The organism is Sphingobium sp. RS1 (genome assembly GCF_056156825.1).
Window position 1 is genome coordinate 2,908,578 of the sequence record NZ_JBLZXE010000002.1, and the last position, 21,467, is coordinate 2,930,044.

At 65.3% G+C, this 21,467-nt stretch carries 18 protein-coding genes and 1 tRNA gene; 12 read left to right on the forward strand and 7 right to left on the reverse strand.

Translation table 11 applies throughout. The features are described 5' to 3' along the window. The first annotated feature begins 3 nt into the window (after positions 1-3). The gene (locus tag ACNHGR_RS16035) at positions 4-1,728 is read left to right on the forward strand and encodes a flotillin family protein (RefSeq protein ID WP_475287385.1); all 1,725 of its coding nucleotides are present in this window, start codon (positions 4-6) and stop codon (positions 1,726-1,728) included. 154 nt (positions 1,729-1,882) lie between these two features. On the opposite strand, the gene ACNHGR_RS16040 is transcribed toward ACNHGR_RS16035, so the two are convergent. Then, the gene (locus tag ACNHGR_RS16040; protein WP_475287387.1) at positions 1,883-3,397 is read right to left on the reverse strand and encodes an acetyl-CoA hydrolase/transferase family protein; all 1,515 of its coding nucleotides are present in this window, start codon (positions 3,395-3,397) and stop codon (positions 1,883-1,885) included. 110 nt (positions 3,398-3,507) lie between these two features. On the opposite strand from ACNHGR_RS16040, the gene ACNHGR_RS16045 reads away from it, so the two are divergent. After that, positions 3,508-4,386 (forward strand): LysR family transcriptional regulator, encoded by an 879-nt coding sequence (locus ACNHGR_RS16045; RefSeq protein ID WP_475287388.1) that lies wholly within the window; start codon positions 3,508-3,510, stop codon positions 4,384-4,386. 20 nt (positions 4,387-4,406) lie between these two features. Here the strand turns inward: ACNHGR_RS16045 and ACNHGR_RS16050 are convergent, their stop codons facing one another. Next, the gene (locus ACNHGR_RS16050) at positions 4,407-4,676 is read right to left on the reverse strand and encodes a 3TM-type holin (RefSeq protein WP_475287390.1); all 270 of its coding nucleotides are present in this window, start codon (positions 4,674-4,676) and stop codon (positions 4,407-4,409) included. Positions 4,677-4,688: 12 nt separating this feature from the next. Further along, positions 4,689-5,228: a glycosyl hydrolase 108 family protein gene (locus tag ACNHGR_RS16055; protein WP_184269374.1), complete on the reverse strand. Its 540-nt coding sequence runs from the start codon at positions 5,226-5,228 to the stop codon at positions 4,689-4,691. Between the two features lie 189 nt (positions 5,229-5,417). Between ACNHGR_RS16055 and ACNHGR_RS16060 the strand changes: the two genes are divergently transcribed. After that, the gene (locus ACNHGR_RS16060; protein ID WP_475287392.1) at positions 5,418-6,446 is read left to right on the forward strand and encodes a hypothetical protein; all 1,029 of its coding nucleotides are present in this window, start codon (positions 5,418-5,420) and stop codon (positions 6,444-6,446) included. Positions 6,447-6,590: 144 nt separating this feature from the next. Here the strand turns inward: ACNHGR_RS16060 and ACNHGR_RS16065 are convergent. Then, positions 6,591-6,667, reverse strand: a tRNA-Pro gene (locus tag ACNHGR_RS16065). Positions 6,668-6,852: 185 nt separating this feature from the next. Here ACNHGR_RS16065 and yajC point away from each other — a divergent pair. The 5 genes from yajC (at position 6,853) to ACNHGR_RS16090 (ending at position 11,776) form a co-directional block, all read left to right on the forward strand. Beyond that, positions 6,853-7,188 (forward strand): preprotein translocase subunit YajC, encoded by a 336-nt coding sequence (yajC, locus tag ACNHGR_RS16070; RefSeq protein ID WP_120251006.1) that lies wholly within the window; start codon positions 6,853-6,855, stop codon positions 7,186-7,188. 8 nt (positions 7,189-7,196) lie between these two features. Continuing rightward, a complete protein-coding gene (gene secD, locus ACNHGR_RS16075; RefSeq protein ID WP_475287393.1) occupies positions 7,197-8,795 on the forward strand; it encodes a protein translocase subunit SecD in 1,599 nt (532 codons plus the stop codon). A gap of 21 nt (positions 8,796-8,816) precedes the next feature. Beyond that, entirely contained in the window at positions 8,817-9,806 is a 990-nt protein-coding gene (gene secF, locus ACNHGR_RS16080) for a protein translocase subunit SecF (RefSeq protein WP_184269380.1), read from the forward strand. Positions 9,807-9,853: 47 nt separating this feature from the next. Beyond that, the gene (locus ACNHGR_RS16085) at positions 9,854-10,198 is read left to right on the forward strand and encodes an Mth938-like domain-containing protein (protein ID WP_475288453.1); all 345 of its coding nucleotides are present in this window, start codon (positions 9,854-9,856) and stop codon (positions 10,196-10,198) included. 153 nt (positions 10,199-10,351) lie between these two features. Next, on the forward strand, positions 10,352-11,776 hold the full coding sequence (locus ACNHGR_RS16090) for a M20/M25/M40 family metallo-hydrolase (protein WP_475287395.1): 1,425 nt from the start codon (positions 10,352-10,354) through the stop codon (positions 11,774-11,776). Between the two features lie 189 nt (positions 11,777-11,965). On the opposite strand, the gene ACNHGR_RS16095 is transcribed toward ACNHGR_RS16090, so the two are convergent. Beyond that, positions 11,966-15,469 carry an autotransporter domain-containing protein gene (locus ACNHGR_RS16095; protein ID WP_475287397.1) on the reverse strand — a complete coding sequence of 1,168 codons (3,504 nt, stop codon included), beginning with the start codon at positions 15,467-15,469 and terminating at the stop codon, positions 11,966-11,968. 331 nt (positions 15,470-15,800) lie between these two features. On the opposite strand from ACNHGR_RS16095, the gene ACNHGR_RS16100 reads away from it, so the two are divergent. From ACNHGR_RS16100 to ACNHGR_RS16115, 4 genes are read left to right on the forward strand one after another with little or no spacing between them, the layout of a single operon-like run. Then, positions 15,801-16,922: a Ppx/GppA phosphatase family protein gene (locus ACNHGR_RS16100; protein ID WP_475287399.1), complete on the forward strand. Its 1,122-nt coding sequence runs from the start codon at positions 15,801-15,803 to the stop codon at positions 16,920-16,922. Then, a complete protein-coding gene (locus ACNHGR_RS16105) occupies positions 16,919-17,602 on the forward strand; it encodes an RlmE family RNA methyltransferase (protein ID WP_475287400.1) in 684 nt (227 codons plus the stop codon). The genes ACNHGR_RS16100 and ACNHGR_RS16105 overlap by 4 nt, the downstream gene beginning before the upstream one ends. Positions 17,603-17,623: 21 nt before the next feature. Continuing rightward, positions 17,624-19,132 carry a YifB family Mg chelatase-like AAA ATPase gene (locus tag ACNHGR_RS16110; protein ID WP_184269388.1) on the forward strand — a complete coding sequence of 503 codons (1,509 nt, stop codon included), beginning with the start codon at positions 17,624-17,626 and terminating at the stop codon, positions 19,130-19,132. A gap of 4 nt (positions 19,133-19,136) precedes the next feature. After that, the gene (locus ACNHGR_RS16115) at positions 19,137-19,514 is read left to right on the forward strand and encodes a YkvA family protein (RefSeq protein WP_475287402.1); all 378 of its coding nucleotides are present in this window, start codon (positions 19,137-19,139) and stop codon (positions 19,512-19,514) included. A 306-nt stretch (positions 19,515-19,820) separates the two neighbouring features. Here the strand turns inward: ACNHGR_RS16115 and ACNHGR_RS16120 are convergent, their stop codons facing one another. Both ACNHGR_RS16120 and ACNHGR_RS16125 read right to left on the reverse strand, forming a co-directional pair. Beyond that, positions 19,821-20,204: a bactofilin family protein gene (locus ACNHGR_RS16120; protein WP_475287404.1), complete on the reverse strand. Its 384-nt coding sequence runs from the start codon at positions 20,202-20,204 to the stop codon at positions 19,821-19,823. Further along, positions 20,185-21,354, reverse strand: a complete 1,170-nt coding sequence (locus ACNHGR_RS16125) for a M23 family metallopeptidase (RefSeq protein ID WP_475287405.1) — start codon at positions 21,352-21,354, stop codon at positions 20,185-20,187. The genes ACNHGR_RS16120 and ACNHGR_RS16125 overlap by 20 nt, the downstream gene beginning before the upstream one ends. Positions 21,355-21,467 lie beyond the last annotated feature (113 nt).

Below are 21,467 nucleotides of genomic sequence, written 5' to 3' on the forward strand. Positions count from 1 at the left end.
GACATGAACCTGCCTGCCGTCCAGCAAAGCTTTTCCATCCTTCCCTATGCGATGATCGCAGGCAGCGGCTTGCTGGTCCTGATCGTGCTGGGGATTGTGATCGCCCGCCTCTACAAACGGGCATCGAAGGAAATCGGCTTTGTCCGCACCGGCTTTGGCGGGGAAAAGGTCGTCATGAACGGCGGCGCGCTGGTGCTGCCAATCTTCCATGAGACGATGCCGGTCAACATGAACACGGTGCGTCTGGCGGTGGAGCGCAAGAATAGCGACGCGCTCATCACGCTCGACCGCCTGCGCATCGACGTGAAGGCCGAATTCTACGTCCGCGTCCGGCCCGATGCCCAGTCGATCGCCACCGCCGCGCAGACGCTCGGCATGCGCACGATGAACCCGGAAGCGCTCAAGGAACTGGTCGAGGGCAAGTTCGTTGATGCGCTCCGCTCGGTCGCGGCGGGCATGACCATGAACCAGCTGCACGAACAGCGCGGCGACTTCGTGCAGAAGGTGCAGCAGGTGTCGTCGGTCGATCTCGCGATGAACGGCCTCGAACTGGAAAGCGTCTCGCTCACCGGCCTCGACCAGACCTCGATCGAACATTTCAACGCCAACAACGCCTTCGACGCCGAGGGCCTGACCAAGCTGACCGAGCAGATCGAGTTGCGGAAGAAGACCAGAAACGACATCGAGCAGGAAACCCGCGTCCAGATCGAAACGAAGAATCTGGAGGCCGAGCGCCAGTCACTGCTCATTCAGCGTGACGGCGAATTCGCCCGGCTGGAGCAGGAGCGGGAGGTGGAGATGCGCCGCGCCGCGCAGGTCGCCGAAGTCGCGCGTGAACAGTCGTTGCGCCAGCAGGAGGCCGATCAGGCGCGGATCGAGGCGAAGAAGCTGGTCGACAGCCAGCAGATCGAGGCCGACCGCGCCGTGCAGCAGGCCAAGATCGCGCAGGCGCAGGCGCTCGAACTCGCCCGGCAGGAACAGCAGATCGCGGTCCAGAACAAGAGTCGCGAGGAAAGTCAGGCCAAGGCCGAGGCCGACGAGGCCCGCGCCAAGGCGGTCGCCGCCGAGGAACAGGTGCAGACCAGCCGCGCCACCGAGGTCGCCGAGCGCGCCAAGCGGATCGAACTGATCGATGCCGCGCGTGAGGCCGAGCGCGCCGCGATTCAGGTGCGGGTCGAGGCCGAGGCCGAGAAGCAGGCCGCCGCCGACCGTGCCGAAGCGCTGCGCGTCGCGGCCGAAGGTGAGGCGGAGGCCGCCAAGCTGCGCGCCGAGGCCGACCGTGTCCGCTTTGAGGTGGAGGCCGCCGGCCAGCGCGCCGTCAACGAGGCCGCGAACCTGCTGTCGTCCGACCAGATGTCGCTCCAGACCAAGCTGGCGCTGCTCAAGGTGCTGCCCGATCTGATCCGCGAAGCCGCCAAGCCCATGGAATCGATCGATTCGATCAAGATCGTGCAGGTCGATGGCATCACCGGTGGAAGCACCGGCAGCGACGGGTTGGTGAGCGCTGGCAACGACCAGAATCTCGCCAGCGCCGCCGTCTCCGCCGCGCTGCGCTACCGTGCGCAGGCGCCGGTGATCGACGGGCTGATGAAGGAACTGGGCCTCGACGGCTCCAGCCTCGACACGCTGGTCAAGAGCGCCGTCGATCCGGTGCCTGTGGCCCCGCCAGCTGCGGCGCCGGTGATCGTGGAGAAGATCCTGCCGGCAAAGGACAAGGCGGAGGGGTGAGGCGCGCCCATATGGAAAGGCGGGCCTGCGTGTGCGCTCGCAGGCCCGCCGGGCATGATGCGGTCCGGAACCGGCGGAGGGGCCACCGATTCCGCTCCTTCATGATGTATGCGATGGCGCGCCGGCGGGGTGTCCATCCGGCGCGCCGCCGCGCCTACCCCCGCATCGTGCCTGTCTCGATATAGCGCTGGTGCCAGGCGAGCGCTTCGCCCGGCAACATCGGCGATTGCAGGCCGAAACTGCCCTTCATCGCGCGGGCATAATAATCCGCCAGCATCGGCCGGTAATCGGGATGGGCGCAGTGGGCGATGATCTGTTCTGCACGCTGGCGCGGGGCCAAGCCGCGCAGGTCGGCGAGCCCCTGTTCGGTGACGATCACCTGCACATCCTGGTTGATATGGTCGACATGGCTGCAATGCGGCACGATGGCGGAAATCTTGCCGCCCTTGGCGGTGGACGGTGTCATGAAGATCGACAGATAGGCGTTGCGGGCAAAGTCGCCCGATCCGCCGATGCCGTTCTGGATGCGCGATCCCATCAGGTGCGTGCTGTTTACGTTGCCATAGATGTCCGCCTCGATCAGGCCGTTCATCGCGATGCAGCCGAGGCGCCGGACCAGTTCGGGATGGTTGCTGATTTCCTGCGGGCGCAGCAGCATCTTGTCGCGATAGCGGTGCATATCGGCATTCAGGCGCGTGGCGGCTTCGGGGCTGAGCGAGAAGGCGGTGGCGCTGGCCATGCGCAGCTTGCCCGAATCCAGCAGGTCCAGCATCCCGTCCTGAATCACCTCCGTATAGGCGACCATGTCGTGAAAGGGTGCGTCGATCAGGCCGGTCAGCACCGCATTGGCGATGTTGCCGACGCCCGATTGCAGCGGCAGGAGCGAGGCGGGCAGGCGGCCCTGGCGCACTTCATGGCTGAGGAAGTCGAGCAGGTGGCCAGCGATCGCATGGGCGGTCGCGTCCGGCGGGGAGAAGGGGGCGTTACGGTCCGGCGCGTCGGTTTCGACTACCGCGATCACCCTGGCCGGATCGCAGCGGAAGGTCGGCTGGCCGATGCGCTGGTCGGCGCGGACCAGCGGGATGGGCTGGCGATGGGGCGGCAGGGCGGTGCCGTAATAAATGTCGTGCATCCCCTCCAGCGCGGGATTCTGCCAGCGATTGACCTCCAGGATCACGCCCTTGGCGCGGTCGATCCAGGTCTTGTTGTTGCCGACCGAGGCCGAGGGGATAAGGTCGCCATCGGCGGTGATGCCGGTGACTTCCACGACGGCGATATCGAGATCGCCGAGGAAGCCCTGCCACGCCATCGGTGCGACCTGGCTGAGGTGCATGTCGAAATAATGCATCTGCCCGGCATTGATGCGTTCGCGGGCGATGGGGTCGCTGTTGTAGGGCAGGCGATATTCGATGCCGTCGGCCTTGGCCAGCGCGCCGTCCAGTTCCGGGCCGGTGGATGCGCCGGTCCAGATCTTCACGCGGAAGGGATCGCCCGCGGCATGGGCGGCGGTGATGCGGTCGGCCAGCGCCAGCGGCACCGCCTTGGGATAGCCCGAGCCGGTAAAGCCGCTCATGCCCACGGTCATGCCGTCATGGATCAGCGCGGCGGCCTCTGCGGCGGTCTGGCCTTTGGCGGCCAGTCCGGCGTGAGCGATACGGCTTGCAGTCATCCTCTCATCCTCCTTCGCCCGCATTGCAGGGCGTGGGCATGCAGGTGTGGCCTTTTGGGTCCGGGGACAATAAGGATTGGTTGCACAAATTCTGTGCGTGAGTCGTGTAAATGTCCGATCTGCTGATCGCCTTGCGAACATTCATCCGTCTGGTCGAGGTGCCCAGCTTCTCGCGCGTGGCGAAGGAAGTGCATGCCAGCCATACGACGATCGCCCGGCGGCTGGATCTGGTGGAGGCGCATTTCGGCGTGCGCCTGTTCCATCGCACGACCCGGCGGCTGGTGCCGACCGCTGATGCCGATCAATTGCTGGTCCATGCGCGCACGATGCTGGACGCGCTGGATCTGGCGGAAGCGGATTTCGGGCCGGAGCGGGACCAGCCGCATGGGCTGGTGCGGATCGGGCTGACGACCGCGCTCGGCCTCCATTATGTCGCGCGGTTGGGCGAACTGGGGCGGCGCTATCCGGGGTTGCAGATCGATTGCGCGATGACCGACTGGCAGCGGGACGTGGTGGAGGACCGGCTCGACCTGGCGGTGCGGGTCGGGCCGATCGGCGACGATAGCCTGGTCGCGCATCCGCTGGGGCGGCTGGCGCGGCGGCTGGTGGCGCATCCCGACTATCTGGCCGCGCGAGGCATGCCGGCGTCGGCGGAGGCGCTGAAGGATCATCAGTGCATCGCCTATGCCTATGGCGACATGCCCGCGCGCTGGACGATCGATGGGCGTGAGCGGCTGGTGGAAGGGCTGGTCCGGTCGGACAATAGCGAGGCGGTGCATCGTGCGGCGCTGAGCGGCCTGGGTATCGCGTTGCTGCCAGCGATCCGGGTGGCGGGCGACATGGCGGCGGGGCGACTGGTGCCGGTGCTGCCCGACAGCGCCATCGCCCCGCTCGACATTTTCGTGGTCCACCCCTCGCGCCGTCGCCTGCCGCCGCGTGCGCGGATCGTGCTGGACTTCATCAAGGCGCATTTCCCGGCGGAGGGGTAGGGGCCTTATCGTTCGCTGCCCTATCGTTCGCTGCCCTTCGCCTTCCCCCAAGCGCGCGCGGCGGTATAGCCCAGATAGCCGGTGCCAAAGAGCGCATAGAGCGGTTCGGGCAGGGCGTTGAGATAGGCGCGCATGCCCGCCGTGATCGCCACCGCCATGTCCGGCCGGACCCCGGCGATCAGCCCCATGGGCAGCGACCAGAGCAGCAGCGCGTACATGACATAGAGGAAGGCGGGGCGCGCCCGCTGCGTCCAGATGTCGGTCGGTTCGGCTTCGCCATCCTGTTGCATGTCCTGCCTCCCTTAACCGATCCGGTTGGCGAGCCAGCCATAGAGAAAGGCTTCGTTGGCCGGGCGCTGCTCCGCCAGCGCGACATAGCGTTCGCCTTGCAGTGCTTCGAGCGCCTTGAGCAGCACCTTGTCGCCGGCGGCCCCGCGCACGGAACGAAAGGCGGCCAGCGCGGCGAGGGTGCGCGCGCCGACCTGCCGGTCGACCTTGAGGTCGGGATAATCCTGCTGGTTGCGGTTGAGCGCATTGAGCGCGCGCTGGAGAAAGCCGGTCGCGGTCGCGACGCCCATATTGACGCCGGTATCGAACAGTTCCGCTGCAATCGGTCCGCTCATTTCCGCGATGAAGGCATAGCCCGGTCGCTCCCAGTAGAGGCGGCGATAGATCGCCTCCGCGACGCTGCGCGGCAATGCCTTCATGTCGCCGATATAGCCATTGGCGCGGGCGACGCCGAGCGTGATGCCCATATTGGTGGGGCCGCCGCGATCGGCGGGATGATCGCTATAACCACCTTCGCGGGCAATGACCTCATCAATCAGGTCGTGAATGTCCATGATACGCCTCCTGTAGGGAAAAGAGGCGAATCATTTATCCCATATGGTTCGTTGTAGGACAGGGGGAATTTGAGGAGGAGGCAGTTTGTGTGCGTCGGACATGCCGTTCGACCTGCGTTTTCACCTCGGGCGGCAACAGCCACATCGCATAACAATTGACCCATCCGACGAGCAATTGCAGATTGAGCCATGCTTACGCCAAAATCCGTCCTCCCCGAATCTTTGCGTGCGAAGTTAGTTGATCTCGGCGCCAAGCTGGAACAGCAAATAGCCATAGGTCACGAGTTCGATGGAATTCTGGATGAGATCAATGGCCTTAAGGCCAGCGTTATTGTTCGGGCAGATAGTGAAATTGCGTATTCTGCGAACTTGCAGAAATGGAGGCGGCGGTATCCGCTTATCGTGCGGTTATTTTCCCCCAGAATGGTAGATGTTGACCAGCTTGGTAGAATACCGAACCTCGAATATCTTTTCCTGTTCCATCGCGATGGTTATATTCGGGAAGCGGCGCTCAAACGCATAGCGTCTGCAATACCAAGCCCGTTCCTGTTTGCGGCTATCGCATGGCGACTGAATGATTGGGTTTTGCCGGTGAGAAAAGCGGCCGCGGAGTGCGCGCTCCGTTGTTTCCCGATGACGTCTCCAACCATCGTAGCAGAAGCCGCTGTTGCACTCCTTGCGAGAGAGAATAGTTGGGGGCGCTGGTCTGAGGAGCGGAGCGCATTGGCCGACGCATTTGCTCGGCCTGATGTCGTAGAACATCTTGCTCAACTCATTCGAGCTAGTCGGACTGGCCCGATGGCAACCGTTTTAAGATACGCGCTTCGGGAAGGCGGTCTTGATGGTCATCTGGAAGGTCTGGCCTGTGAAGCTATTCAACCGGCAGTTAGAGCGACTGCCGTTCAGGCCCTCATAGATGGTTATGCAACTTGGCCTAGCGGGTGGACTTGGCGCTGGGTCAACAAGCCGATGGGAATCCGCCGTCGTGAAACAACCTACAGCAAAAGAATGCTGGGCCACGCTGCTGATCGCGCTCGTCTGATTGAGGTCAGCGCCTGTGATCGCTCTGCCATTGTGCGCCGAGTGGCCGCTTCGAGCATCATCCAGTACGAGCTTGAGCCTGGCGTGGCGCCCAAAATAGCCGCTTTGATGATGACGGATAAATCGCCATCCGTCCGCGAGCGGGCTGAGTTCTTCCTCAAGCGAGCCGCTTCATAGATTATGGATTAGCAGAAGGGTGGGATTCGGGCGCGTGGGCCAGCCATTTCTCACCGGCTGCTAGACATGCGCTGGACGAAGTATGGGGAGGCCGCTGACGCTGTCAGTGGATGCTCTGCAACCCATCGCAAAAGCTGATTTCCTTGGTCGGGACGAGAGGATTCGAACCTCCGACCCCCACACCCCCAGTGTGATGCGCTACCAGGCTGCGCTACGTCCCGACCGGAGGGCGCCCAATAGGGGGCAGAAAAGAAAAGCGCAAGCGTTCAATCGCACAAGTTTGTGCGTCTCGTCCGAATCCCTAATCATATTGCCTCTTGCCCCTCATCTATGTTAGCCGCCCGCCCTTGATCCGTGCATGTCGAAAGGGCGTGCGCGACCGACAGAAAACAAGGCAGTCCCACCCATGTTCATTACCCCAGCCTTTGCCCAGACCGCGGGCGGGCAAGCCTCCGGCGCCGGAATCCTGGTGCAGATGGCGCCGCTGGTCCTGATCTTCGTGGTCTTCTATTTCCTGCTGATCCGTCCGCAGCAAAAGAAGATGAAGGAGCATAAGGCCAAGATCGACGCCGTGAAGAAGGGCGATCAGGTCATCACCGGTGGCGGCCTGGTCGGCAAGGTCGTGCGCGTCGACGACATCTACGCCGATATCGAACTGGCGCCGGGCATGAAGGTCAAGGCGGTCAAGTCGACCCTGACCGAGGTGATCGACCCGACCGCCGCCAAGCCCGCGAACGACTGAGCGCCTCCATGCTGAACTTCTCGCGCTGGGCGATCGCCGCGATCATCCTGCCGTTGCTGATCGGCGTTTTGTGCGCCGTCCCCAGCTTCCTGCCCGACGCCACCGTCGCGCAGCTCCCCCGCTTCATGCAGACGCGCGTGAACCTCGGCCTCGACCTGTCGGGCGGCAGCCATCTGCTGCTCGAAGCGTCGACCCAGGATGTCGCCAAGCAGCGCCTGACCAACATGGAGGAGCAGGTGCGCACCGAACTGCGCCGGGGCGATCCCAAGATCGCGATCGGCGACATTTCGAGCCGCGACGGGAAGCTCAGCTTCATGGTCCGTGAGCCGTCGCAGGTGGATGCCGCCGTCGAGCGCATCCGCCCTCTGACGCAGGGCGCGGGCCTGACCGGCCAGCGCGACTTCAATGTCGAGGTGGTGAACAGCTCCACCATCGTCATCACGCCCACCGATGCCGGCATCAAGAGCGCGGTCAAGAGCGCGATGGAAGTCGCGACCGAAGTGATCCGCAAGCGCATCGACGAAATGGGCACGCGCGAACCCACGATCCAGCAGCAGGGCGACAATCGCATCGTCGTGCAGGTGCCGGGTCTGGGCGATCCCAAGGCGCTGAAGGATCTGCTGGGCCAGACCGCCAAGCTGGAATTCAAGCTGGTCGATACGACCGCCAATCCGTCCGAAGTGGCGCAGGGCCGTGCGCCGGTGGGCAGCGAAGTGCTGCCCTATGCCGCCAACCCGACCGGCGTGCCGGTGATCGCGGTGAAGCGGCAGGTGATGGTGTCGGGTGAAGACCTGACCGACGCGACGCAGGGTTATGACCAGAGCAACCAGGCGATCGTCAACATCCGCTTCAACAGCGCGGGTGGCCGCCGTTTCGGGCAGGTGACATCGCAAAATGTCAACCGCCCCTTCGCCATCATCCTGGACGGCAAGGTGCTGTCGGCGCCCAACATCAACGAACCGATCCTGGGCGGCAGCGCGCAGATCAGCGGCAGCTTCACCGTGGAAAGCGCCAACCAGCTGGCGATCGCGCTGCGGTCGGGCAAGCTGCCGGTCGCGCTGACCGTGGTGGAAGAACGCACCGTCGGGCCGGGCCTTGGCGCCGACTCGATCCGCGCCGGCCTGATCGCTTCGATCGTCGCGGTGATCGCGGTCGCCGCGTTCATGTTCGTCAGCTATGGCCGGTTCGGCATGTATGCGAACCTGGCCGTGGCCATCAACGTGATGGTGATCCTGGGCGTGATGGGCATGCTGGGCGCGACGCTGACGCTGCCGGGCATCGCCGGTTTCGTGCTGACCATCGGTACGGCAGTGGACGCCAACGTGCTGATCTACGAACGTATCCGTGAGGAACGGCGACGCGGACGCAATGTCGTAGCGGCGATCGAACATGGCTATAAGGAAGCCAGCCGCACCATCTTCGAAGCGAACGTGACTCACGCCATCGCCGGCGGCATTATGCTCGCGCTGGGCTCCGGCCCGGTGAAGGGCTTTGCCATCGTGCTGCTGATCGGCATCGCGACCAGCGTGTTCACCGCCGTCACCTTCACCCGCATGATCGTCGCTGGCTGGGTGCGTCGCACCCGTCCGACGGACATCCATATTTAAGAGGGGCGGGAGGAAAGACCCATGAAACTTCTCAAGCTCGTCCCCGACAATACCAATATCGGCTTCGTCGCCGTGCGGAAATGGGCCTTTGCCCTGACCGCGCTGCTGACGGTGCTGGCGGTCGGCGCGACTGCCCATAAGGGCCTCAACCTGGGCGTCGATTTCGTCGGCGGCCTGATGATCGAGGCGAAATTCCCGCAGGCGGTGGAAACCGACAAGGTCCGTGCCACCATCGGCACGCTGGGCGTGGGCGAAAGCTCGCTCCAGCAGTTTGGCGATCCCAAGACGGTGCAGATCCGTTTGCCGCTGCCCGAACAGGGCGGTGCGGGCGCGGCCAATGCCGTCGTGGAAAAGACCCGCAAGGCGATGACGGCGCAGTTCCCCGGCGTCACCTTCTCCCGCTACGATACGGTGTCGGGCAAGGTGTCGGGCGAACTGATCCAGAATGGTGTGCTGGCGGTCGTGCTGGCGATCCTGGGCATCGCGGTCTTCAGCTGGTTCCGCTACGAATGGCAGTTCGGCGTGTCGACCTTCGTCGCGATCGTCCACGACGTGCTGATGACGCTGGGCTTCTTCGCGATCACCCAGCTGGAATTCGACCTCAACATCATCGCCGCAGTGCTGACGATCGTGGGCTATTCGATCAACGACAAGATGGTGATCGACGACCGCATCCGTGAAAATATGCGCAAATATCGCAAGATGGACATGAAGGCGCTGATCGACCTGTCCGTCAACGAGACACTGCCGCGCACGGTGATGACGTCGGTGACGATCCTGCTGGCGCTGGGCGCGCTGTTGCTGCTGGGTGGCCATGTGCTGCGCGGCTTCACCGCGGCCATGATGCTGGGCATCATCGTGGGCACCTATTCGTCGGTCTATGTGTCGTCCTCGCTCCTCATCTCGCTGGGCCTCAGCCCGCAGACGTCGGAGAAGAAGGCGGCCAAGAAGGGCGATTATGCCGGGACGGCCGAGCGGGTTGGTCCCCGCGACGATGGGGCCAAGCCCTGAGCGATTCCGGTATCAAGCTCCGCCGCGACGATAGCGGGCAGGGGCCGATCGTCACCGGCTTTCAGGGCCGGGGCTTCCGGGTGCGCGACGATGTGTTCCCGGACGGCCTGTTGCTCAGCCCGGTGCGGGCGCTGGCCTGGGCCGATGCGCCGGCATCGGTGGAGGCGCTGACCGTGGAGGCGCTGGGCGACCTGTTCGCCACCGATCCGCGCCTGGAGTTCCTGCTGCTGGGCACCGGTGCGGGATTGCGCCAGCCGCCACGCCCCTTCGTCCGCGCGGTGGAAGCGCTGGGCATCGGCGTGGAGGCGATGGACAGCCGCGCCGCCGCCCGCGCCTGGGGCGTGTTGCGTGCCGAGGAGCGGCAGATCGTGGCGGCGTTGCTGCCGCTGTAAAGGTACAGCCGTTCGTTTCGAGCAGGGTCTAGCAACGGGATAGGCTGTGCCAGCCGCTTCTCGACAAGCTCGAAGCGAACGGACTGTTTTGGTTGCCCTCCTGCCCTGCTTTGGCCCATGTTGCCTCCTTGCTGAAACCAAGGGGGCTTTTTCATGTCGTTTCGCCGTCCCGCCGCCGCGCTGATCGCGGCGCTGCTCGTCACCACCAGCGCGCATGCTGCGACCCCGGATGCGCAGGCGCGCGGGGAGGAGCCGGCCTTTCGTGCGCTCTACAAGGAACTGGTGGAAACCGACTCCAGCTGGCCGGACGGAAGCTGCACGGTCGCGGCGGAGCGGATGGGCGCGCGGCTGAAGGCAGCGGGCTATGCCGAAAGCGATGTGCAGATCGTCACCGATCCGGCCCATCCCAAGGAAGGCAATCTGACCGCCATCCTGCGCGGCAGCAATGCCAAGCTGCCCGCCGTCCTGCTGCTCGCCCATATCGATGTGGTCGCGGCCAAGCGCAGCGACTGGGAGCGTGACCCCTTCACCCTGATCGAGGAGGGTGGCTATTTCTATGGGCGCGGCACATCCGATGACAAGGCGATGGCGGCGGCCTTCACCGACCAGATGATCCGCTACAAGACGGAAGGCTATAAGCCCAAGCGGACGATCAAGCTGGCGCTGACCTGTGGCGAGGAGACGGAGAAGGCGCTGAATGGCGTTGAATATCTGCTGAAGAACCGCCCCGATGCGTTGAAGGCCGGATGGGCGCTGAACGAGGGTGGCGGCGGGTCGCTGGACGAGGCGGGCAAGCCGGTCAGCCAGGGCGTACAGGCGGGGGAGAAGGTCTATCAGGACTTCACCCTGACCGCGACTGCGCCGGGCGGGCACAGCTCGCGCCAGACGCCGCATGTCAATGCGATCGGCTGGATGGCGGCGGCGCTGGCGCGGATCAACGATTATGATTTCCCGGTCAACCTGACGCCTGCGGCCAGGGCCTATTTCGGGGCGTCGGCGCCGCTCTATCCGGCCAAGGTGTCGGCGGCGATGGCGGCCGTCGGTATGGGCAAGGCGACGGAGGCGGATTATGCGGCCGTGTCGGCGGAAAGCGCCAGCTGGAACGCGACGTTGCGCACCACCTGTATCCCGACGCTCATCAGCGGCGGCCATGCGCCCAATGCCCAGCCGCAATCGGTGACCGCCAATGTCAATTGCCGCATCATCCCCGGTGAGAGCGTGGAATCCGTGCTGGCGCGCCTTGGTGAAGTGGCGGCCGATCCGAAGGTAAAGGTGACGCTGGCCGATCCGCCGCAGCCCAAATCCTCCGCGCCCGCACTGACGCCGCAGATCATGGGGCCGATCGAGGTGCTGACCAAGGAGATGTGGCCGGGCGTGCCGGTGATCCCGCGCCTCGCCACCGGGGCAACCGACGGGCGCTTCACCAATGCGGCAGGCATCCCGACCTATGGCGTGTCGGGCATGTTCGCCGATCCGGACGGGCAGGGCGTTCATGGCCTCAATGAGCGCATCCGCGTCAAGTCGCTGCTGGACGGGCGGGCGTTCCTCTACCGGCTGGTGAAGCTCTATACGCAGTAAGGAGCGGTCGGCGGATGCAAAGCCACTACCGTTCGTTACGAGCGTAGTCGAGAAACGCGAGTAATGCGCTATCCGCTTCTCGACTAGGCTCTAAGCGAACGGAGGTAAGTGCGCCTCTGGCCTCCGCCACTCCAACGAAAAAGGGCCGCCCGATCGGGCGGCCCTTTCCTTTCGGCTGGGAGCCGGAAATCAGAAGCGGAACTTCACGCCCGCGCGATAGCTCTGATATTTGACGTCGTTGCGCCACACGGTCGTGTCGGCCGACAGGGTCAGGTCGATCGAGCCGGTGGTCAGCGTCAGGCCACCACCCACTTCGCCCCAATTCTTGTCCTGCCCGCCCAGCGCGAAGGGCGCCAGGCTGCCGGTGCCGCCGACCAGATTGGCCAGGAACCAGGCCGGCTGGTCGTTGAATTCATGGACGAAGTTGGCGGTCAGATAAGGCCGGAAGCCGCCGCTGTTGGACTTGACCGTGGCGCCCAGGCGACCCTGCGCGCTGCGGATGGCATGGCGCTTGATGACCAGCGCCGCGTCGCCGCCATATTCGGACAGGTTGCCCGAGCTGATATAGGCGCCGCGGATCGACGCGCGGGGCACGATGCTGAAAGCGTCGCTGCCCAGCGCCTTGCTGAGGCCCAGTTCACCCGACAGCGCCAGTTCCTGATCGCCGGCATAGAGGGTGTAGGGGTTCACGCCGACCGCGAAGGAGCGGCGCGACCGGGTGGCCAGCGTGCCGGCGCTGCCGACCGCATCCAACTTGATCCCGCCCAGGTCGAAGGCGCCATAGACGGTGCCCTGATAGAGGCGCGCGCGCGCCCAGTCATTGGCGCCGGTATTGCCCTTCAACTCGCTGAAGGAGGCGGCAAGGCCGATCACGCCATTGTCGCCGAACGCCTTTTCGACGCCCAGTGCCGCATACCAGCCGTCGAACTGGTCGTTGCCCAGCGGCACGGCCGTGCGCATCGGCGCCGCCTTGCCGTCGATATAACCGCCGGCCAGGAAGGCGCTCATATCGTCGGGCAGCACGCCTTCGCGGGTGGTGGTGTCGCTATTGCCGCTCTGGTCCATGCCGAGGTCGATATTGTTCAGGCTGGCGGCGGCGAGCTGGATCGGCTGGCCGGTCATGGTCAGCGTGCCGCCGAGCGAACCGCCGTCCAGCTTGGTCAGGCGATCGCGGTAGAAGCGCGCCATATTGTCGTTCAGCACTTCGGCCATCGACGTCTTGAGCGTTTCGGTGCGCGGCGCCATCGCCTCGAACGTCGCCTGAATGCCCGCCACGCTCAGCAGGTCCGCCTCGCCATAGAGATTGGCATAATTGGCGTAGAGGGTGCGGTTCTGGTCGAGCAGCTGGGCGAAGCTGGTCTGGTTCGGCGATGCGCCGTTGACGACGTCGGCATAGAGGCCGGCGTCGATCCGTACGCTGACGCTGTTGTCGCCATAGATCAGCACCGGCTTCAGGATCGCCGACAGCTGCGCCGGGGCGGTGAAGGTGCCGTCTACGCCGCCTTCGGCGGTCAGGAACGTATATTGGTTGCCATAGCGGACCTTGGTGCCGGCGGTGGCGCCGAACACGACCTGGCCACCGACTGCGGCGATGCCGTCGATCGGATCGCCCACGGCGAGCAGCGAGACGTCGCCGTCCGCCTGTGCTGCGGTGATGGCCGCTGCGCTGCGCTGTTCCTGACGCTGGTCTTCGCCGCCGCCTTCGCCTTCGGTCGGCGGGGTTTCGACTTCGCCCTCGCCATCATCCTCGACGAAGCGGGTGGCCTTGACCGCCAGCACGTCCGATACGCCATTGGCGCCCAAGTCGATGTGCAGCGTGCTGCCCGAGGTCAGGATCGCATTGCCTTCGACGCTCAGCGTGCCGATCGTGCCGATGCCGCCGGGCGCCACGGTGCCGAGGATGTTGGTGAAATAGGGCGCGCGCAGCGTGCCCGTGCCCGACAGCAGGCCGGTCATCAGGAAATAGTCGCCGGGCGTTTCGACCGTGCCGTCGACATTCACCACGCCGGCCAGATGGGAAATGTCCATCAGGCTGGTCAGCGAACCGTCCGCCGTGACGTCCAGCGTGGCGCCGCTGCCCGAAATGGTGAAGCGATCGACGGTGGCGTCTATGTCCAGCGTGGTCTTGCCAGCGGCGCTCAGCGTCACGTCATAATAGCGGCCGACGATGCCGGCCGAGGCGACCGGATCGATATTGTTGGGGACGAAGTCGGTCGCGCCGGGCAGGCCGTTGGCCAGGGTCGGGCTGGGCAGGACGGCGGCTTCCTCGTCGCCTTCCGCCTGCGCTTCATGGATGGCGCCGCCGGCCAGCGTGACGCTTTCGCCATTGGGGCTGCGCTCGGCGATCTCCACCTTGCCCTTGTTGTTGGACAGGGTGGTGGTGCCGGACGCGGTCGTGCTGGTGGCCGGCGTGGCGCTGCGGTCGCTTTCGTCCACGGGGACGCCGTTCACATAGAGCGTGCCGGTGCCGACATCATAGCAGATGCCGTCGGGCTGGTAGCAGAGCTGGCCGAACTTCTGAGCGCTGTCCTCGCCAAAGGCGCCTGCGCCTGGCGTGGTGGGCACGCCGTTCACCAGCTGGCCCGTGCTGTCGATGATCCGGTAATTGGGGTCGAGCGCCGTGACCCAGTGGTTCGCGTCGCTCCACTTGCCGTCGCCCGCCCGGTTGGTGGCGTAGCGATAGGGGTTGTTCTCCGCGATCCAGTCCCAGAAGAGATAGAGCGGCTGGTAGAAGGAGGAGCCGCCATAGGAACTGGCCGGCTGATCGAGGAAATAGCGGCTGCCGCCCGACAGGACGCCGATCACCGTCTTTTCGTCAAACGCCTGATCGAGGATCAGCGGACCGCCCGAATCGCCGCCTGCGGTGCTGCCTTCATTGGGCAGGGCGTCATCCTTGAACAGGTTGAAGTCGAAGGGGTTTTCGCGCGTCGGATCGTCGAAATCGGTGTGATAGAGATTTTGCGTGTAGCCGCTCGCGCCGCCGAACAGGAAGCTGTCGACATCGTCCAGCGAGCCCAGCAGGCCGAGGAAATTCTCCGCCGTCTTGCGGCGGAAATCGATGCCATAGCTGTTGCCGGTCGATCCGCTGCCGCTGCGGCCATAGCCGGTGATGGTCACATGATAGCCGGTGCCCGTGGTGTCGCTGATCGAGGACGGGGCGGGCAGGGCCGAGAAGAGCATGGTCCAGGTCGGCACGTCCGCGGCGGGCGTGTCCAGCGTCGCCATCGCGACGTCGCCATAGAGGAAGCTGAGCGCCGGCGGATCGAGCGAGTCCGGATGATAGGCGATATTGTTGACATTATAGACGCTGAGCGCCGTGTTGGTCTGGAAACCGTTGCTGAGCCAGTCGATCAGGCCCGGCCGGGCGTCGTTCTGGAAAGCGAAGGCGACCGGGACGCCGCCATTGACGGTGCTGTAGTCGGCCGAGGTCAGATCGTTGACGCAGTGCGCCGCGAAGATGACCGTGCGCGGATTGATGAGCGTGCCGGTGCAGACATAGCCATCGGCGCGGTACATGATGCCGACGCCATTGACGTCGCTGCCATCGATGATGTCGCTGGGAGTCTTGTCGTCGGTCGGCACGACGGCCTGTGCAGCCGGTGCGATACTGAGTGCGGCGACGGCCGCCGATGCGAGAAGGGCGGTACGTCCGGCGCGCGCCAAAAGGCCCACGCCATTCTTGCGAATGTGCATGATATGAAACTCCCCAAAGACCGAGGGGAGGCTAGTCAACTGAAATGCGCAAGACAATCAGTCACATGAAGAAAGTCGCGACTTGTTTCAAAAAGGTCACAATGATGACTGATTTATCCCATATTAAAGCGTTACTAACGATAATTGTCATTCATTCCTATCGCGGAATGAAATCCGTTCTGCATATCTGGGGATGTGGAACAGGCGCCGATCCGGTCGATGGGGCGACCGACCGGTGGCCCGCTTGCGCATCGCGGCATATCTCCCTAAGCATGGAGGCAAGTTCCGGCTCCACTTTTGGGGGCTGGCGAGTGCAGAAGTGAGTTACGGCATGGTGCAGCAGAGCCGCCCATCGCCGCAGAGTTCCGGCCCGGCCGGCCGTTATGCGGGCAAGCGCCCCCGTACCGGTCCGGGCGATGGGAGCAAGGCTGCGGCCATTCCGCCCCCGCCGGTGCAGCGGGGTTTTTCGCCCCATGGCGCGCGTGATCGCAAATCCTATGCGGCGATCGACCTGGGCACCAATAATTGTCGGCTGCTGATCGCCAAGCCGTCCGCCGATGGCTTCATCGTGGTGGACGCCTTTTCGCGGATCGTGCGGTTGGGCGAGGGGCTGGCGGCCACGGGTCGAATCAGCGACGCGGCGATCGACCGGGCCATTGCGGCCCTGTCCGTCTGCGCCGACAAGCTGCGCCGTCGCCATGTCACGCTGGCGCGGTCGGTCGCGACCGAAGCCTGCCGCCGCGCGTCCAACGGTGCGGAGTTCATCCGGCGCGTCTACAAGGAAACCGGCATCGCGCTCGACATCATCAGCGCGCAGGAAGAGGCGCGGCTGGCGGTGCTGGGGTGCCATGCGCTGCTGGAGCCGGGCGACGGGCCGGCGCTGATCTTCGACATCGGCGGCGGGTCGACCGAACTGGTGCTGGTCGATTCGCATGGCACGACCGGTGCGCCGCGCATCGTCGACTGGGTGAGCGCGCCCTGGGGCGTCGTGTCGCTGACCGAGAGCGAGGCGTTCGACCATGGCCATGCCGCCGACCGGCTGGCCGCCTATGAACGGATGCGCGCGCGGATAAGCGATGCCTTCGCGCCGCTGGCCCGTCGTCTGCCCAAGGGGGCGGAAGGCATCCGCCTGCTCGGTACGTCAGGCACGGTGACGACGCTGGCCAGCCTGCATCTGGGCCTGCCGCGCTATGACCGGCAGGCGATCGACGGGCTGATCGTGCCGTGCGAATCGATGCGGGCGATTTCCGATCGCCTGTCCGGCATGGGGTTGGCGGAGCGGCAGAAGCTGCCCTGCATCGGTACCGAGCGCGCCGATCTGGTGGTTGCTGGCTGCGCCATTTTGGAATCGATTCTCGACATCTGGCCGGCGGAGCGGCTGGGCGTGGCCGACCGGGGGATTCGCGAGGGTATATTGCGCGGGCTGATGGACCGCGATGGGAGAGTGATGTGAGAGGGAGTGGCGCCGGCAAGGTGCGGGTCAAGACGGCCAAGGGGCGGACGGCGCAGTCGGTCCGCTGGCTGGAGCGGCACCTCAATGATCCCTATGTCCATAAGGCCAAACAGGAAGGCTGGCGCAGCCGCGCCGCCTTCAAGTTGATCGAACTGGACCAGAAATTCCATTTCGTGAAGGGATCCAAGGCGGTCGTCGACCTCGGCGTCGCGCCGGGCGGCTGGGCGCAGGTGGTCCGGAAAATGGCGCCGAAGGCCGCCGTGGTGGGCATTGACCTGCTGCCGGTCGATCCGCTGCCGGGCGTCACTCTGTTCGAAATGGATTTCATGGACGACAAGGCGCCGGAGTTGCTACGCGGGGCGCTGGGGCAGGCGCCGGACCTCATCATTTCCGACATGGCGGCCAATACGGTCGGCCATGCCGCGACCGATCACTTGCGCACCATGGGGCTGGTCGAGGCGGCAGCCTGGTTCGCGGTGGAAAATCTGCGCAAGGGCGGCACTTTCGTCGCCAAGGTGTTCGCGGGTGGCACGGACGGCGACCTGCTGGTCTTGCTCAAGAAGAATTTCACGACGGTCAAGCACGCCAAGCCGCCAGCCAGCCGCAAGGGCAGCGTCGAATGGTATGTCGTGGCGCAAGGATTTAAAGGTAGGCCGGACGAAGGGACCGATCCGACCTGATAGCAGCATAGCGGGGGGCATTTGGTCGCAACGGTTTCGACGGTCGCCTATCTGGGGCTGGAGGCGCGCGCCGTGGAGGTGCAGTGCCAGCTGGTCCCCGGCCTCCCCAATTTTATCCTCGTCGGCCTGCCCGACAAGGCTGTCGCCGAAAGCCGCGAGCGGGTGCGCAATGCCATCGCCGCGATCGGCCTGTCGTTGCCACCCAAGCGGATCACCGTGAACCTGTCGCCGGCCGACCTTCCTAAAGAGGGATCGCATTTCGACCTGCCCATCGCGCTGGCCCTGCTGGGGGCAATGGGCGTGATCGATGCGGAAATGCTGTCTGGCTATGTGGTGGTGGGTGAACTGGGGCTGGACGGACGGACCGCGCCGTCGCCCGGCGTGCTGCTGGCCGCGCTCCATGCGGGCGAGCAAGAGAAGGGGCTGGTCTGCCCGGTCGCGCAAGGGGCAGAAGCCGCCTGGGCGGGCGAGGTGGAAGTGGTTGCGGCGCCCGATCTGCTGAGCCTGCTCAACCATTTCAAGGGCACGTCCGCTTTGTCGCCACCGCAGCCGGGCATAGTCGATGCGCCGGTGCGGACCGCGGACCTCAAGCAGGTGAAGGGGCAGGAGGTCGCCAAGCGCGCGCTGGAGATAGCGGCGGCAGGCGGACATAATCTGTTGATGGTCGGGCCGCCGGGCGCGGGCAAGTCGCTGATGGCCAGTTGTTTGCCGGGGATATTGCCGGACATGACCCCGTCCGAGGCGCTGGAAAGCTCGATGGTGGCGAGCGTCGCCGGCACGCTGGAAGGCGGACGGATCAGCCGGGCGCGGCCCTTCCGCAACCCGCATCACAGCGCGTCGATGGCGGCGCTGGTCGGTGGGGGCCTGAAGGCGCGGCCGGGTGAGGTGTCGATGGCACATCTGGGCGTGCTGTTTCTGGACGAGTTGCCGGAATTTCAGCGCACCGTGCTCGATTCGCTGCGGCAACCACTGGAGACGGGCGAGGTGACGGTGGCGCGCGCCAATGCGCATGTGACCTTCCCGGCGCGGGTGCAGTTGATCGCGGCGATGAACCCGTGCCGCTGCGGGCACCTCAGCGATCCGGCGCTGGCCTGTTCGCGCGCGCCGCGCTGTGCGGCGGATTATCAGGCGAAGGTATCGGGGCCGCTGCTCGACCGCATCGACCTGCATGTCGAGGTGCAGGCGGTGACGGCGGCTGATCTCGTCCTGCCGCCCCCTGCCGAAGGGTCGGCCGAGGTTGCGGCGCGGGTCGCGGCGGCGCGACGCGTGCAGACGGCGCGCTATGCCGGCACGCCCACGCGCACCAATGCCGAGGTGGATGGCGAACGGCTGGAGGATGTGGCCGGGCCGGACGAGGCAGGGCGGCAATTGCTGGCGCAGGCCGCCGCCGCGATGAAATTGTCGGCGCGCGGCTATACCCGTGTGCTGCGCGTGGCCCGTACCATCGCCGATCTGGCCGGGGCCGAGCGGGTCGGGCGGGTGCACGTGGCAGAGGCGCTGAGCTATCGCCGTCGAGCGCCGGTGAATTGATCCGATGCTGGGCGGCATAAAGGCCTGGGCGAAGCGGCTGAAGCGCGATGTCGTGGCGCTGTGGATCGCGGCGCGTAACCCCGATACGCCCTGGATCGCACGGATCATCGCGATATTGGTCGCAGGCTATGCGCTCAGCCCGATCGACTTGATTCCGGATTTCATCCCCGTGCTGGGGTTGTTGGACGATCTGCTGATCGTGCCGCTGGGCATTGCGCTGGCGGTTGCGTGCATCCCGGCGCCTCTCATGGCCCGCTATCGGGATGAGGCGGAGAAAATGCTGGCGCGCCCGGTCAGCCGGGCGGGCGCGGCGGCGATCATCCTGCTTTGGATCGGCGGAGCGGTGCTGCTGGCGCTATGGGCGTTCAGGGCACCGGCTTGACGCTGACCAGTGTGCAGATGCCGATCAGGAGGCCGCTGACGGCGAAACCGAGCAGGAAACGGCGGATGTCGGGCCAGAAGTCGGGACGTTCCATGGCGCACCTCTTCCCTTTGGGATGAGGGCGCGGTTAGGCGCGCGGCAGGCAGGTTGCCAGTGACAAATATGGTTAGAGCTCGCCACCCCATATCCGTTCGGGCTGAGCTTGTCGAAGACCCGTTCTTGTTCCGCATAACATAAGGTCAAACAGAACAGAACGGCCCTTCGACAGGCTCAGGGCGAACGGGGCAATATATCGCGGCGTGCCGCTCAACCCGCGCTGTCGTTGGCGATCAGCTTGAGTTCGGCGGCCGGAGCATCGCTGTCCTTCGGGCGGAAGCGGCCTTCGACGCGGCTGCCCGGTTCGATTGTGATCCGTTCATAGACGACGTCGCCGGTGATGCGCGCGGTGCTTTCCACCACCAGTTCGCCCGCCGTGATCGACCCGTCGACAAGGCCCGCGAGACGGGCGCTCTGCGCGGTGACATGCCCGGTGATGCGGCTGTCCGGTCCCTGCACCAGAGCGGCACAGCTGATGTCGCCCTCAATCGCGCCATCGACATGCAGGTCGACGCTGGCGGTCAGATTGCCGGCTATGGTGACGTCGCCGCCGATCAGCGAGAAGGGGATGGACTTACCCCCGGTCGCGGACATCGGCGAAGCGGGCCGTGGCGATTTGCTGGACTTGGAGAACATCTTTGCGGGCCTCCAGGAAAGGGCGGGGATTGACGGCCTGGCCGTTCAGCCGGACCTCGAAATGCAGATGGGTGCCGGTTGAGCGGCCGGTCGAGCCCATGCGACCGATCGTGTCGCCGCGCGTGACCTTCTGCCCGACGCGGCTGGCGAAGCCGGACAGGTGGGCATAGCGGGTCATGATGCCGTTGCCATGTTCGACCTCGACGACATTGCCATAGCCCTGGCGCTGGCCGACATAGCTGACCTTGCCGTCGGCGGCGGCGTTGATCGGCTGGCCGTAGCGGCCCGGAAAGTCGAGCCCGGCGTGGAAGGCGGCATGGCCGTTGAACGGGTCGCGGCGATAGCCATAAGAACTGGTCAGCATCGGCGATCCGGTGGGCTGGCCCGACGGGATGGTGAGCAGGCTGCGTTCCAGAAACTCCATGCGCGACATGGCGTCGGCCAGATCTTCCAGTTCGCCGGTCATCGCGCCCTTGTCGCCTTTCCACGGCACGAACGGGCCGCCCTGCGCGCGGGCGGCGCTGCGGGCGAGACTGTCGGGATTGAGGCCGAAGCTGCGGATGGCGGCCGCCGCCTTGTCGGCGCGGCGCTCGACCGCATGAGTCAGCAGCAGGGCGAAGCGGCGCTGGCGCTGTTCCAGCTTCACCAGCGGCGCGGCTTCGGGCGCCATGCTGATCTTGGTGTTGAGCTTTTCCGTCCCACCGGTCTTTGAGTCGGCCTTCTCTTCGCCGACCAGATCGGCGCCGGCATCCTTGCCGTCTTCGGCGCCGAAATGGGTCTTGTAGAGATCGTCCATGAAGTCCTGCCGGGCTTCCAGATCCTGCGCCAGATCCTCGACCGACTGGCGATAGCCCTCGACCTTGCTGGCGGCGCTGGCGACCGACTTGCCCTGCTGGGCGAGGGCGGCGCGCTGCTGTTCGACCGCGGCGCTGCTGGCGAGCATGGAGACGGTGATGCCGGCCCAGCCGATCAGTGCGGCGGACAGGGCGCCGGCGGCACCAAGCTGCACGCGGCGGGAAATACGGATGAACTTGACCTGGCCACCGGAGCGCAGGAAAATCTCCCGCTCAGGGCAGAGGGCGTTGATCCGGTCCCGGAGGCCGGCCATTCCCTTCTTCTTCTGATGCGACAATGCGACCCCGCGACTCTAAACGATGCTTCTTTTGCCCGCTGGGGCCGGTAGCAAAGCTTTGCCTTTCGCGCGAATCCGCCACTGCGGAC